This is a genomic window from Gemmatimonas sp. UBA7669, from assembly GCF_002483225.1.
Taxonomy (GTDB): domain Bacteria; phylum Gemmatimonadota; class Gemmatimonadetes; order Gemmatimonadales; family Gemmatimonadaceae; genus Gemmatimonas.
Genome location: NZ_DLHL01000054.1, coordinates 55,283 through 68,348 on the forward strand (window position 1 = coordinate 55,283; position 13,066 = coordinate 68,348).

The window sequence follows — 13,066 nt, forward strand, 5'->3', positions numbered from 1 at the left end:
CGGCCAGCGTCTGCTTCAGCCCGGCGGCCAGCTCATGGCTCGCCCACCCAGGACGTGCCAATGCAGGTGACCCACCGTCTGTCCCCCGTCCCCGCCCACGTTGGTGACCACCCGGTAGCCGGACTCCGCCACGCCTTCCTGGCGGGCGACCTCGGCCGCCAGCGCCAGCACGGCGCCCAGTTCAGCGGTGTCGGCGGCAACGGCCAGGGAGTCGACGTGCCGGCGTGGAACGACCAGCACGTGCACCGGTGCCTGGGGATGCAGGTCGCGGAACGCCAGGGCCACATCGTTCTGGGCCACGACCTGAGCCGGAATGGTGCCGGCCACGATGCGACAGAAAATGCAGGCGTCGTTCATGCGAGAGAGCCTCCCGTCGGCGTAGCCGACAAACAGGTACGGGCGATGCCGAGGGACACGAGGGCGGCCGTTTCGAAACGCAGAATGGTCGAGCCCAGGCTGACCGAGCGGAAGCCTGCGTCGTGCAACAACGCCAGCTCGTCGGGCTCAACCCCACCTTCCGGACCCACCGCGATAACCACCGGTTCCAGCAAGGGCGCGGCGCCTTCGCCAATGAGCGGGACGCCGGCCGGATCGAGCACCAGGCGATGCCCTGGCGGGGCGGCGAGCACCGCGCGATCGAGTGGCGCCTCCGGAAAGGCCTGGGGCAGCCACGCGCCTTCGGACTGCGCGAGGGCACCTTCCATGCGGGCCCGCACCTTGGCCTGGAAGCTCACGCCCTCTCCGCGCGGCGACACGGAGCGGGAACGTCGCCACATGACCGGACGCCACGAGGTCACGCCGAGTTCCGTGGCCTTCTCCGCCAGCCAGAGCATGCGATCCCTGTCGGCGATGGGCACCAGCAGATGCACGGCCGGCAGCGGCGCGTGCTGCGCCACACGCTGCACCTCGACGTGCACCTGCGACTTGGACAGACGGACCACCTGTCCTTCGCCCACCGCGCCCTGCCCGTCCCGTAGCCCGACTTGCGCGCCGGACTCGAGTCGGAGCACCCGCATATGGCGGGCTGCCTGTTCGTCGAGCACCACGGTGGTGCCGTCGGCAAACGGCTCGGGCGTGATGAACTGCGGCAGCCCGGCGGCTAGGCCTTCGCGATGGCGACCGACCACCAGATGTCCTCCGCATCTTCTGCCAGCACGGTCCACCCGTGTGCCGCCAGCACCTGCAGCATGGTTTCCCGCTCTTCCTGGAGTATGCCGCTCAGAATGGCCGATCCATCGTCGGTGAGCGCCATGCCGATGATGGGCAGGAGTTCGATGAGCACCGACGAGATGATGTTGGCGAGGACAAGCCGCACCGGCGCCACGAGGGGCAGAATGGCCGCCGCGTCCGCCTCGAAGACGTGCACGCGGTCGGCCACACCATTGCGTCGCACGTTGGATTCGGCATCGGGAATGGCCTCGCCATCGAGCTCCACGGCATACACGCGGGCAGCGCCCAGCTTGGCTGCCGCAATGGCGAGAATGGCGCTGCCGGCCCCCAGATCAGCCACCGTGTCTCCGGCCCGCAGTCGCGCCGGCAACAGCCGTACGACACCGCGTGTGGTGGCGTGCTCGCCAGTGCCAAAGGCCATGCCGGGTTCGATGACGATGGTGCGCGCCGGATCGCGGCCCTCGGCCAGCCACGGCGGCGTGACGGTCAGCGCACCGAGTTCGTGCGAGGTAATGCGCGACTTCCACGCCTCCGACCAATCCACATCGGGCACGAGCGAGGTTTCGATGACCACCATCGGGTCGGCCGCCGTGATCGTCGCGTGCACAGCCTCGAGATCGGTACCGGGCGGGAAGTGCGTGACCAGCGACGTCCCGTCTTCGTGCACCCCCTGCGCGCCAACGGCAAACAGGGCAGCCATGCAAGCCTCACGCGGCGCCCCCTCGAACGCGGACGGACGCACGCGCACGCTGGTCCATCGGGCGGATGTGGCGGGTGTATCCCGCGGGGTATCAGGCACCGATGGCTTCCTTCATCTTGGACCAGAAGCCCTTTTCACGCTGCGGCGGAGCGTCGCCCTTGATGCTGGCGAGACGTTCGATGAGCTGCTTCTCCTCGCCGTCCACGGACTGCGGCGTCCAGAGCTGCACCTTGATGTGCAGATCGCCCACACCAGACGCGTTCACCCGTGGCAGCCCCTTGCCGCGCAGGTGAAACACGGTGCCGCTCTGCGTACCGGCTGGGACGCGCAACGACAGGGTACTGGTGAGACCGGGTACCGTGATGTCCGCTCCAAACACCAACTGCGGATACGTGACCAGGGCCTCGCAGAAAAGATCCTCACCGTCGCGGTCGAAACGCTCGTCATCATCGACCTCGAACACCACCAGCACGTCGCCGCGCGTCCCGCCACGCGGCCCGATGTTGCCGGCACCACGCAGCGTCATGTACTGCCCGGTGGCCACACCCGCCGGCACCTGGATCTTGAGCGTGCGTTCGGCGCGTACCCGACCTTCGCCGCGACACTTCTTGCACGGCGACGACACCACGACCCCCTCACCCGCGCAGGTCGGACAGGGCGCCACCGACACAAATTGACCGAAGAACGAACGCTGCGCGCGCCGCACTTCACCGGCGCCACCACATGTGCCGCAGGTGCTCGGCTTGGTTCCAGGTTCCGCACCCGAGCCTTCACAGGCGTCACAGCCATCGAGCACCTTGAGCACGACGGTCTTTTCGACGCCGGTCGCCACTTCGGTGAGCGTGAGTGGCAGGGGCAACTTGATGTCCGACCCGGAACGCGGTCCGCTGCGCCGGCCGCCGGCTGACGCGCCGAACAGGTCGCCGAAGCCGCCGAAGTCGCGCATGAAGATGTTCAGCGCCTCCGACAGGTCGACGTGCTCGTACGCCGCCTGACCGCTGCCACGCAGGCCGGCCTCGCCGTAGCGATCAAACGCGGCGCGCTTCTGCGGATCACGCAGAATGTCGTACGCCTCGGTGATGTCCTTGAATTTTTCTTCCGCCTCCTTCGATCCCCCGTTGCGATCGGGGTGCCACTGCGTGGCGAGGCGGCGATAAGCCTTCTTGATGTCGTCGTCCGACGCATCGCGCGGTACGCCCAGAACCGCGTAGAAATCAGCCATGGGAACCTATGGGGATATCCGGGAAATCGTGCAGCAACCCCGTAAGATAACCCACCCCGGGCTCCGGCAGGGTGTCAGCCCCGGACCGGGGCACCCAACGCCCCGGGGGCCGAGTCAGCAGAGCAGGTCGGACACCAGCTGGGAGGTGTGATCGACCAGGGCAATGACCTTGTCGTAGGGCATGCGCGTGGGACCGATAACGCCAATGACCCCGCTCAGCGAACCCACATGGTATTCCGCGGTGACCACCGTGAACGGCTCCAGGCGTGGATCGCCATGCTCGTTGCCGATGGTGATGGACAGCCCCTTGCCCCCAGCCCGCGTGCCCAGAAACGTGGCCAGTTGCTGACGGGTCTCCGTGAGCTCGATGAGCTGTCGCAGGCGTTCCCCACTGGCAAACTCCGGCTGGTCGGCCAGCAGCGAAGGCTGGGCGAGGACCACCGTGTCCACCGGCTCAGCGGCTCGGCCAAACACCTGCTCCCCTTCCTGCACGAAGATGTTCAGCAACTCAGCGGCGCCGGGTGATGCGCTGACGTCTCGCAGGCGCGAGGCCAGTCCGCTTCGCACCTGATCGAGCGTGAGGCCCGCAAGGCGCTCGTTGAGGACGATGGTGACGTCAACCAGCGCTTCGTCGGCAATGACACCGGGGACTTCCACGAAGATGGTGCGCACGGCGCCGCCAGAAAGACCAAGCACCATGAGCAGTCGGTCGCTGGCCACGCGCACCAGTTCCACTTTTTGCAGCGTGGCCCGCTCGAGACGCGGACCGAGCGCCACACCCAACTCCTGGGTGAGCACACCCAGTGACTGCGCGGCGCGACGGAGGATGTTCTCGATGGCCGAACTGCCGCTTTCGATTTCCATCTGCAAACGGCGCCGCTGCTCACCAGACAACGGGTCGACGCGCATGAGCGAATCGACGTACACGCGGTAGGCCTTGTCGGTGGGAATCCGGCCGGCCGACGTGTGCGGATGGAAGAGAAAGCCCTTCTCCTCCAGGTCGCTCATGGTGTTGCGAATGGTGGCCGGCGAAATGCCCAGACCGAAGCGACGGGACAGCGTACGCGACCCGGCCGGTTCGGCCGTGGCCACGTAGCTGTGAATGACCGCCTCGAGCACCTGACGTTCGCGCTCGGAGAGCTCACCGCTGTTGGTATTGCCGAAAGGTGTCGTGCCGAAGGCGCTCATGCCGAAGCCTACGAGCGTCCGCGAAACGCTGTCAAGTCGGCAGCGAGTGCATCGAGGCGCAGCCAACCGGTCGCGGTGCAACGCGCACGCCACTCGCCACCGGTTTCAGTGAGCACCACCCATCCGGCCTCGACCCACGGCGCCACATGCAGCCGCTCGCCGGCGTTCAGCACCAGCCCGTCCACCGTTCGCAGCCCGAGGTACACCGCCTCGGCCGCGCGATTGTCCGCCGTGAGCGCCTCGCGGTCTTCCATGGGGTCCCGGCCCTCCTGCACCGCCCGGTCCCAGGCCGCGTAGGCGGACAGATTCCAGCGCCGAAACCTGCCATCAAAATCGTGCGCGCCCGGCCCAAGTCCCACATAGGGCACGCCGCGCCAATAGGCCGAGTTGTGGCGCGCGCGTCGTCCGGCCAACGCGAAGTTGGACACTTCGTAGTGTTCGTAGCCCGCGGCCGTGAGCCGCGCATGCGCGTCGAGAAACTCGGCCTCATAGCGCGACTCATCAGCCTCCTGCACTTCGCCTCGCGCCTGCCAGCGCCCGAGCGGCGTGCCCGGCTCGATGGTGAGGCCATACAGCGACACATGATCGGCGCCAAGCGACAGAATGGCCTGCACATCGCGTGTCCAGTCGCGCGCCAGAGCAGCGGGCGCCGCAAAGATCAGATCCACCGAGAAGTTGGCAATGCCGCCCCTTCGCACGGCGTCCACGACCTGCCGCGCACGCTCGGCGTCATGCACCCGATGCATCCACTGCAGCACGCGGTCATCGAAACTCTGAATGCCGATGGACAGGCGATTGACGCCCGCTGCCCGCCACGACGCGACGGCTTCGTCGGTGATGTCCTCGGGGTTGGCCTCGAGGGTGACTTCGGCATCCGGTGCGAGCTGCACATGCTGCGCGAGGGCCGCGAGCGTGGCCGCCACGCCCTCGGGTCCGAGGCGCGACGGTGTGCCTCCGCCCAGATAGAGCGTGTCCAGCGGCCCGCAACGCGACGCGATCTGTCGGATGCGGCACTCGTCATGCACAGCGCTGGCGTAGCGCTCCCACGGCACGGTGCGACGGACCGCGATGGCAAAATCGCAATAACTGCAGCGCCGCGCACAAAAGGGGACGTGCAGATAGAGATGGCGCGTCAGCGTGTCCGTACTCACACGCCAACGGCGGGCCGCACCTGTCCGCCCGCCTCCACTGTGACGAGCCCGTCGATCTCGAGCATGGCGAGCAGCGCCGCCACGCGGCGCGGCGCGAGGCCCGTGTGTTGGGCGATGAGCGACGGCTCCTGCAAACCCTGTCCGATGGCATCCCAACAGAGGGCGGCGTCGTCACTCAGCACCGGCCCCTGTGGCGGCAGCAGGTCGATCTGCAGTTCCGCCAGTACGTCCTCCGGACGGAGCAGCGCCGTGCCCTGCTTGTGCAACCAGGCATTGCTGCCGCGCGCCTGTGGCACGTCGATGGCATTGGGCACGACATACACACGACGCCCCAACGCCTGCGCCACCTCGGCGGTAATGAGCGCGCCACTGTCTTCCGGCGCTTCGACCACCACGGTGGCCGCGGCGAGCGCCGCAATGATGCGATTGCGACGCGGAAAGGAACCCGCATGCCCCGGATCACCCGGGGCGTGCTCAGACACCAGCAGACCCTCGCGGGCAATGCGCTCCTGCAACGGCCGATGCCCACGCGGATAGTAGTGATCGATGGCCGTACCGAGAACGGCAGCGGTACGACCACCGGCGGCAAGCGCGGCTTCGTGTGCCGCCCCATCAATGCCGCGCGCCAGGCCACTGATGACACTCACGCCATGCCGCGCGCAGCATTCGGCAATGGCCTTGGCGACGCGCAGCCCGTACGGCGAGGCGTGTCGGGTGCCCACAATGGCCACCGCGGGCGCTGCCGCCGCCAACCACGAGCCTCGCACCCACAGTGTCTTGGGTGGATCGCGCAATTCTTCGAGACCCGACGGATAGTCGCGGTCGCCGCGGTGCACGGCGCGTTGCCCACTGTGCTCCGCCGGCTCGACCGGCGCAGCCCCCTGCTTCTCAGGGAAGAAGCTGCGCATCCCGGATGGGCTGTTCGGCCGCCGTGCGCATGGCCAGCAACTGCCGCCACCACCCGTCGAGCAAGTCATCAAGTCCCATGCGGCCGGCGGCCGAAATGGCATAGCGGCCGAAGGCGCCCGGCGCCTCCACCTCGGGGATGTAGTGCTCTCCCAGCAGATCGAGCTTGGTGAACACCACGCAATAGGGCTTGGCCGCCAGTTCCGCCGAGTAGGCCGCGATTTCGTTGCGCAACTGATCGAGCTCTGCCTGCCAGTCCATGGTGTCGATGGGCACCATGAACGCGAGCAGGCGCGTGCGCTCGATGTGGCGCAGAAATTGGAGCCCGAGTCCCTTGCCCTCGTGCGCCCCTTCGATGATGCCGGGAATGTCTGCCACCACAAACGAGCGATGATCGCTGAGCGGCACCACGCCGAGATTGGGCGAGAGCGTGGTGAATGGATAGTCGGCGATCTTGGGGCGCGCGGCGGAAATCACCGACAGCAGCGTGCTCTTGCCTGCGTTGGGTTGGCCCACGAGGCCCACATCGGCAATGAGCTTGAGCTCGAGCTCGAGGGTGCGGGCCTCACCCTCTTCGCCGGGTTGCCACTCGCGAGGCGACTGATGTGTGGCGGTGACAAAGAACGCGTTGCCCTTTCCGCCGCGTCCGCCCTTCGCCACGAGCAGCGAGTCGCCGTGCTCCATCACCTCGCCGATCAGTTCCTTCGTCTTGGCATCACGTACGACGGTGCCGGGCGGCACCGGGAGAATGACATCGTCGCCGGATCGCCCCGTCCGATTGGAGCCCTCACCGTGCTGGCCCCGTTCGGCCTTCCACGAATCGCGATAGGTGTAGTCCAGCAGCGTGGTGAGATTGCGGTCGCCGCGTACAATCACGTCGCCACCGCGTCCACCGTCACCGCCGTCTGGCCCACCCATGGGCACATACTTCTCCCGACGGAACGAAGTCTGTCCCGAGCCACCGGTGCCGGCTTCCACCTTCACTTGTACGCGATCGACGAACATGAGAATCCCGAAAATGTGCGGAGCGCCGTTGCGCTCTTACTTGCCCTGGACGCGCGCCCAGAGCCCCTGATACCGACGAACATCATCCGCGTCCAACAGTGGTGCCACCACCGCCAGCGTGTCGCTTACAACAGCCGCTGACGCGCCGGCGTGCAGCGCCCCGTGCAAATGCGAGTGCAACTGCCGATCCTGTCGAGCAATGGCGCAGGCTGCGACAATGCAGAGCTCCCGGCGCGCCAGATCGAGCGGCGCACGCGAGAGCACCTTGCCATAGCCTTCCTCGATCATCCACTGGTCGAGGGCGGGATGCAGCTCCGCAATGTTGACGCGCAAGCGCTCATAAAAGCGCCCGTACACCGTGGCACAGGTGCGCTCACCCTGCGCCAGTCGCTCCGCCGGATCATCAATGGCTTCGGCATCAACCGTCGGTGCTGACCGACCGCTGATGCGCCGCCATTCGCGCGCCGCATTGAGCGCGCGTGGAAATCCGGCGAAGAGATACGTCTGCAGGATAACCTCCTCCACCCACTCTGCCCGCACCTGCGCCGCGGCACCCGCCAACGCCTCGCGGATATCGCCCTCCGAGCCACCGGCCAGCAAGGCCGCGAGGCGCACCAGCTCCGCCGTTTCCGCGTCGAGTACCGCAAGCGGCGTGTGGCGGGCGGCGGCGTCGGGCAGTGTAACCTGCTCTGCGTGACCCTGTGTCATCGTTTTGTCGCGCATGCCATCTTCACGACGCGCGTTCATGGGTGGCTCATGCGTTGAACTCCCAGACGTCGCCCACGTCGGCATCGCCGACCGTAATCACGCCCACCGACTCCCCGCGCGTATTGCGCACGCTGCGCTGCAACAGGTCACGCAGGGCCTCGGGCAAGGGATTGGGCAAGGCATCGTACGCCGCGAGCAGCGACAGCACCGCCGGGTACTGCGCCCGCGCCGCCCCATCTTCCACCTTGAGCGCGAAGCCAATGCCGCGATCGACCAGTGCAAAGGTGTGCACACCTTCTGCCCCGATCTTGCAAAGCACATTGCCACCACAGGCTTCCATCAGCAGCGTATCGAACCGCTCGGTGCCGCCGACCAGAAAGGGCTGCGAGGTCATCGCGCTCACCACGCGCCGGCTCGGCGTGTCACCGGACGCGGCTGCCTGCACGAGACGCGCATAGGCCAGGGCCATATTGGCGAGCGGCAAGGCGAACACCGACACGCCGCACCCGTCAACCCCCACGGCAATTCGGTCGACCGGCAGCGCCGCCCATTCCGAAACGGCTCGCAGGCAATCCTGTTGCACGGGATGACCGGCGTGCTGATACCCGGCGGTTGGAACCGCTGTTTGCCGTGCCCGTGCGAGCATGGCTGCATGCTTGCCGGAGCAGTTGTTGTGGAGACGGGTGGGACGCTGCGCGGCCTCCCGCAGGCTGCGTACGCCGCGGGACGCGAGGGGCTCATGCGGCCCGCAGGCGAGATCTCCCTCTTCGAGCCCCAGATGCTCCAACATGCGCGCGGCAATCCGCACGTGCTCCGGCTCCCCGCCGTGGGAGGCGCAGGCCAGTGCCAGCTCATCGCTCTCCCAACCCAACGCATCCAGGCCCCCGCTTCGCAGCAGGGGCATGACCTGGAAGGGCTTGGCGCAACTGCGCCACCACACTGGCAGCTCCGGGTCGCGCGACGCGTCCACGAGCACGGCGTCGGCCGTCACGACCGCCGCATGCACCCGATGCCGTGATTCCACGACGCCACCGCGCGTCACGATCACATCAAGTCGACGTGAACGCTGCGGCGGCGAAAAGCCGTCGGCAGCTTGTCCCCGCGACGTCGCGCCAGGGGCCTTGCTCAGAAAGTCAGGGATCCACACCCCCGAAAGGTAATCGACCCGGCTCGGCTTCCGGCCGAACCTACCGGCGACCCTGCCGTCGACGAGGGACCGTCAGGCGGGGACCGTCAGGCGGGGACCGTCAGCGGCGTGCGGCCAGCAAGACGCCGCCCAGCACCAGGGCGCCCCCAAACAGGGTCCAGGGTCCTGGTACCTCGGCAATACCGGGCAGAATCGCCGCCAGCAACGTGGCGCCGACCGGCTCGCCGAGCGTCGTGAGGTTGACCACAAAGGCCGGCAGGTGGCCCAGCGCCCAGTTCATGCCGGTATGCCCGAGCAACATGGGCCCAAGGGCCAGGCCTGCAAAAATGGCCAGCTCCCGCGGGGGCTGCGGCCCCAGCTCGCTCCCTGTTCCGATTGCGAGCGCGAGGCAGACCACAAAGGCAGCCCCGTACACCAGGCCCACGTAGGGCCAGAGATCGAGCCGCTGCCTCAGGCGACGGCCGATGAGGTAGTACCCTGCCGCGGTTACGGCCCCCACGAGGGCCAGCAGGTCACCCAGCAGCGCACGGCTGCCGCTGACCGATCCGGTGGGCGAGAGCGCGTCGGCCAGGCCGGCCAGGCCTCCGGGCACGTCAGCCAGCCCCACCACCAGCGCTCCAATCACGGCCACGCCAACGCCCACCCACTGGCGACGTGACGGCGGCTCGGCAAGGAGCCACGCGGAGGCCGCCGCAATGATGACCGGCTGCAGGTTGACCAGCGCCACGGACGCCGCCACGGTGGTGTAGCGCAGCGAGGCGTTCCACGACCAGAAGTGCAAGGCCAGCAGCGCCCCGGCCCCGCAGGCGAGTCCGAGTTCTGCACGGGACAGTGTGCGCCAGCCACGCCAGCCGCCACCAATGGCCAGCGCCGCCGCGACGATGATCAGTGAAAAACCCAGTCGCCACGTGGCAATGACGAGAGGATCGGCAGCGGAGAGCCGAATGAGCGGCGCGGCAAACGAAATGCCTACCAGCGCGGCGCCGAGCACCAGCCAGGGCGACGGCGCGCGGGCAGCGGGGCGATCGGGATGGGCGGGCGCGGATGTCATCGCCGCCAAGGTAACGCCGAGGTTAGCTTCCCCGCATGACGTCACTCATATCCCGCGACCGTCTGGTCGCGCTGCTCGAGGCTGCGCGGCGGCAGCATGTCGTGATCATTGGCGATGCCATGCTGGACGTGTATTTGCGCGGCGATGTGGACCGCATCTCGCCCGAGGCTCCGGTGCCGGTGGTGCGGGTGCGCGACCGCAAGCTCGCCCTTGGTGGTGCCGCCAACGTGGCGCAGAACGTGGCGGCCATGGGCGCAGGCTGCGATCTGGTGGCCGTGGTTGGAGACGACCGCGCCGGCAGCACCTTGCGCGAGCATCTCGATGCCGGGCGCATGTCTTCGCGGTCGCTCGTAACGGTCGACCGACCCACGACCACCAAGACGCGCGTCATGGCACGGTCGCAGCAGCTCGTGCGCTTCGACGAGGAAGACGACCGCGACCTGCACGACGCCGACGTGGAGGCCGTGCTGGCCGCCATTGCGCGCGCCATGCCCGACGCCACCGCCGTGGTGTTCGAGGATTACAACAAGGGCGTGCTGGTGCCCTCCGTGATCGAGGGCGCGATCGCGATGGCCCGTGCACGAAACCTGCCCGTGGTGGTGGACCCGAAGTACCGCAACTTCTTTGCGTATCGTGGTGCGACGGTGTTCAAGCCCAACCGGCGCGAGCTTGAAAGCGCGCTTGGTGCCGCGGTGGATCTCGACCATCCCGCCACCTTGCCCGACACTCTGGCGCGACTTGGTGTGGAGCACCTCCTGCTCACGCTCGGTGAGCATGGCATGGCGCTGGTGTCGGCCGATACCGCCGCGACCGGCGTGGTGCATCGTGTGCCAACCACGGCGCGCGAGGTCTACGACGTGGTTGGCGCCGGCGATACCGTGACCGCGTATCTGGCCACCATGCTGGCGGCTGGCGCGACAGCGCGCGAGGCCGCCGTGGTGGCCAATTTTGCGGCCGGTGTGGAGGTCGGGAAACTCGGCGCCGCCACCGTGTCGCCAGACGAGGTGCTGGAGGCCTACGATCACCATCTGCACAGCGCCTAGGGTCTTGTGCGGCTGGCACGCGAGCACGGCCTCGCGGTACATTGCCTGTGTAAGACGCGTGCATGGCTACAGCCACCACGTGGGTTCGGTCCGGTAGCTTAGTCGGTCAAAGCGCTCGACTCATAATCGAAGGATCGTGGGTTCAAGTCCCACCCGGACCATGGCACGGCCGTTGGGTTTCCCCCGTGGGGTGTCCCCACGGGCGATTCACAGAGGTGTTGTTTGAATTGTCGCGCGAGGTGTTGGGGGGCTTCCCTCTCCCCGACTCTCCCGTTACGTTCTTGTTCCGCCCAGCAATCGGGCGGTCGCAGTACACGGGCGCGTAGCTCAGCTGGTTAGAGCGCTGCTTTCACACAGCAGAGGTCCGGGGTTCGAGTCCCTGCGCGCCCACTTGCACAACAAGAACGCCGACCATGTTTGCATGGTCGGCGTTCTTGTTGTGGTGTCATGGCAGCGGGACGGTGTGCGCCGACGTGCCCAGCGTGTCCAAGGCCGCCCCAGATGACACGGCGCGTGTCACGCCCTTCGTGACCACCACCCGCGCACCAGCCTGGCGGATGCGACCGATGCTCCGCTCGTCCAGCCTGGCACGCAGCACGATGGTGTCGTCCTCGTTGGTTTGCTCCAGCACTTCGCCATCGCGGTGGATTTCCGCAATGAGTCGACCATTGGACGCCGGGACCCGCACCTCGAGCACCGGCCGCTGGCGCTTGAGACTCTCGCGCAGTTCGTCGCGCAACGGATCCAACCCGCCTGGCTCCACCGCCGACACGAACAGCGAATTGGGCATGAGGTTGGCGACACGCGCACGCACCGCGTCGACCATGTCAGCGGGCACGGCGTCCATCTTGTTCATGACGTACAGCAGCGGTCGACCGGAGAGCCCGAGCTCAGCCAGCACCCCATCAACCACGTCACGGTGCTCCTCCCACGCGGGGTGACTGGAATCGATGACGTGCAGCAACAAATCGGCTTCACGCGCCTCGGCCAGCGTGGCGCGGAACGAGGCCACGAGATGGTGCGGCAGTTTGCGAATGAACCCCACCGTGTCGGTGAGCAGCACGGTGTAGCCATCGCCGATGTCGACCTCGCGCGTCAGCGGATCGAGCGTGGCGAAGAGGCGATCCTCGACGAACACTTCGCCATCGGCCGCGAGCGCGCGCAACACCGACGACTTGCCGGCGTTCGTGTACCCGACGAGCGCCACGCGATAGTGCGACTGCCGCTGCTGTCGCTGGATCTCGCGCGCCCGCTCCACATCGGCCAATCGCTCCTTGAGTACACGGATGCGATGCTGAATGAGGCGACGGTCCGTCTCGAGCTGTGTTTCACCGGGGCCACGCATGCCGATACCACCGCGCATCTTCTCGAGGTGTGTCCACATGCGCGTGAGGCGAGGCAGCATGTACTCGAGCTGCGCGAGTTCCACCTGCATGCGGGCTTCACTCGAGCGTGCGCGGGTGGCAAAAATGTCGAGGATGAGTTCCGCGCGGTCCATCACGCGCGTGTGTACCATGAGCTCGACGTTCTTGCCCTGCGCGGGTGTGAGCTCATCGTCGAAGATGACCAGCGTGGCGCCGAGTTCCTGAATGCGCAGCTTCAGTTCCTCGACCTTGCCGCTGCCGAGGTAGGTGGCCGAATGCGGTCGATCGAGTTGCTGCGTAAGGGTGCCCACCACAATGGCCCCCGCGGTGTCGGCGAGACGCGCCAACTCCTCGAGGTGTTCGTCCACGTGATGCTTGGCGCTGCTGCGTTTGAACGGCGCACTCACGAGG

General features: G+C 67.3%; 13 protein-coding genes and 2 tRNA genes. 3 read left to right on the plus strand and 12 right to left on the minus strand.

The features are described 5' to 3' along the window. Positions 1-15: 15 nt before the first annotated feature. From B2747_RS16645 to B2747_RS16695, 11 genes are all read right to left on the minus strand, one after another. On the minus strand, positions 16-357 hold the full coding sequence (locus B2747_RS16645) for a histidine triad nucleotide-binding protein (protein ID WP_291163496.1): 342 nt from the start codon (positions 355-357) through the stop codon (positions 16-18). After that, positions 354-1,127 carry an RsmE family RNA methyltransferase gene (locus B2747_RS16650; protein WP_291163499.1) on the minus strand — a complete coding sequence of 258 codons (774 nt, stop codon included), beginning with the start codon at positions 1,125-1,127 and terminating at the stop codon, positions 354-356. Before B2747_RS16650 ends, B2747_RS16645 begins: the two co-directional genes overlap by 4 nt. Then, positions 1,100-1,870 (minus strand): 50S ribosomal protein L11 methyltransferase, encoded by a 771-nt coding sequence (locus B2747_RS16655; RefSeq protein WP_291163502.1) that lies wholly within the window; start codon positions 1,868-1,870, stop codon positions 1,100-1,102. The genes B2747_RS16650 and B2747_RS16655 overlap by 28 nt, the downstream gene beginning before the upstream one ends. Positions 1,871-1,961: 91 nt before the next feature. Further along, positions 1,962-3,092, minus strand: a complete 1,131-nt coding sequence (gene dnaJ / locus B2747_RS16660) for a molecular chaperone DnaJ (RefSeq protein ID WP_291163505.1) — start codon at positions 3,090-3,092, stop codon at positions 1,962-1,964. Between the two features lie 114 nt (positions 3,093-3,206). Next, complete coding sequence (gene hrcA, locus B2747_RS16665) at positions 3,207-4,280, minus strand: heat-inducible transcriptional repressor HrcA (protein ID WP_291163508.1); 1,074 nt, start codon at positions 4,278-4,280, stop codon at positions 3,207-3,209. 8 nt (positions 4,281-4,288) lie between these two features. Beyond that, on the minus strand, positions 4,289-5,431 hold the full coding sequence (gene hemW, locus B2747_RS16670; protein WP_291163511.1) for a radical SAM family heme chaperone HemW: 1,143 nt from the start codon (positions 5,429-5,431) through the stop codon (positions 4,289-4,291). Then, entirely contained in the window at positions 5,428-6,339 is a 912-nt protein-coding gene (gene dprA / locus B2747_RS16675) for a DNA-processing protein DprA (RefSeq protein WP_291163514.1), read from the minus strand. Before dprA ends, hemW begins: the two co-directional genes overlap by 4 nt. Further along, positions 6,320-7,342, minus strand: coding sequence for a GTPase ObgE (gene obgE / locus B2747_RS16680; RefSeq protein ID WP_291163517.1), 1,023 nt, complete (start codon positions 7,340-7,342; stop codon positions 6,320-6,322). The genes dprA and obgE overlap by 20 nt, the downstream gene beginning before the upstream one ends. A gap of 36 nt (positions 7,343-7,378) precedes the next feature. Continuing rightward, positions 7,379-8,089: a carboxymuconolactone decarboxylase family protein gene (locus B2747_RS16685; protein WP_291163520.1), complete on the minus strand. Its 711-nt coding sequence runs from the start codon at positions 8,087-8,089 to the stop codon at positions 7,379-7,381. A 7-nt stretch (positions 8,090-8,096) separates the two neighbouring features. After that, the gene (locus tag B2747_RS16690) at positions 8,097-9,197 is read right to left on the minus strand and encodes an asparaginase (RefSeq protein ID WP_291163523.1); all 1,101 of its coding nucleotides are present in this window, start codon (positions 9,195-9,197) and stop codon (positions 8,097-8,099) included. A 100-nt stretch (positions 9,198-9,297) separates the two neighbouring features. Next, the gene (locus B2747_RS16695) at positions 9,298-10,248 is read right to left on the minus strand and encodes a DMT family transporter (protein WP_291163526.1); all 951 of its coding nucleotides are present in this window, start codon (positions 10,246-10,248) and stop codon (positions 9,298-9,300) included. A 35-nt stretch (positions 10,249-10,283) separates the two neighbouring features. On the opposite strand from B2747_RS16695, the gene B2747_RS16700 reads away from it, so the two are divergent. The 3 genes from B2747_RS16700 to B2747_RS16710 all read left to right on the plus strand — a co-directional run bounded on the left by B2747_RS16700 (position 10,284) and on the right by B2747_RS16710 (position 11,681). Beyond that, positions 10,284-11,291 (plus strand): bifunctional heptose 7-phosphate kinase/heptose 1-phosphate adenyltransferase, encoded by a 1,008-nt coding sequence (locus B2747_RS16700; protein WP_291163532.1) that lies wholly within the window; start codon positions 10,284-10,286, stop codon positions 11,289-11,291. Positions 11,292-11,378: 87 nt separating this feature from the next. Beyond that, positions 11,379-11,452 (plus strand) — tRNA-Ile (locus B2747_RS16705). 155 nt (positions 11,453-11,607) lie between these two features. After that, positions 11,608-11,681: transfer RNA gene (locus B2747_RS16710), tRNA-Val, on the plus strand. Positions 11,682-11,736: 55 nt separating this feature from the next. Here the strand turns inward: B2747_RS16710 and hflX are convergent. Beyond that, entirely contained in the window at positions 11,737-13,062 is a 1,326-nt protein-coding gene (gene hflX, locus B2747_RS16715) for a GTPase HflX (protein ID WP_291163535.1), read from the minus strand. Positions 13,063-13,066: the final 4 nt, after the last annotated feature.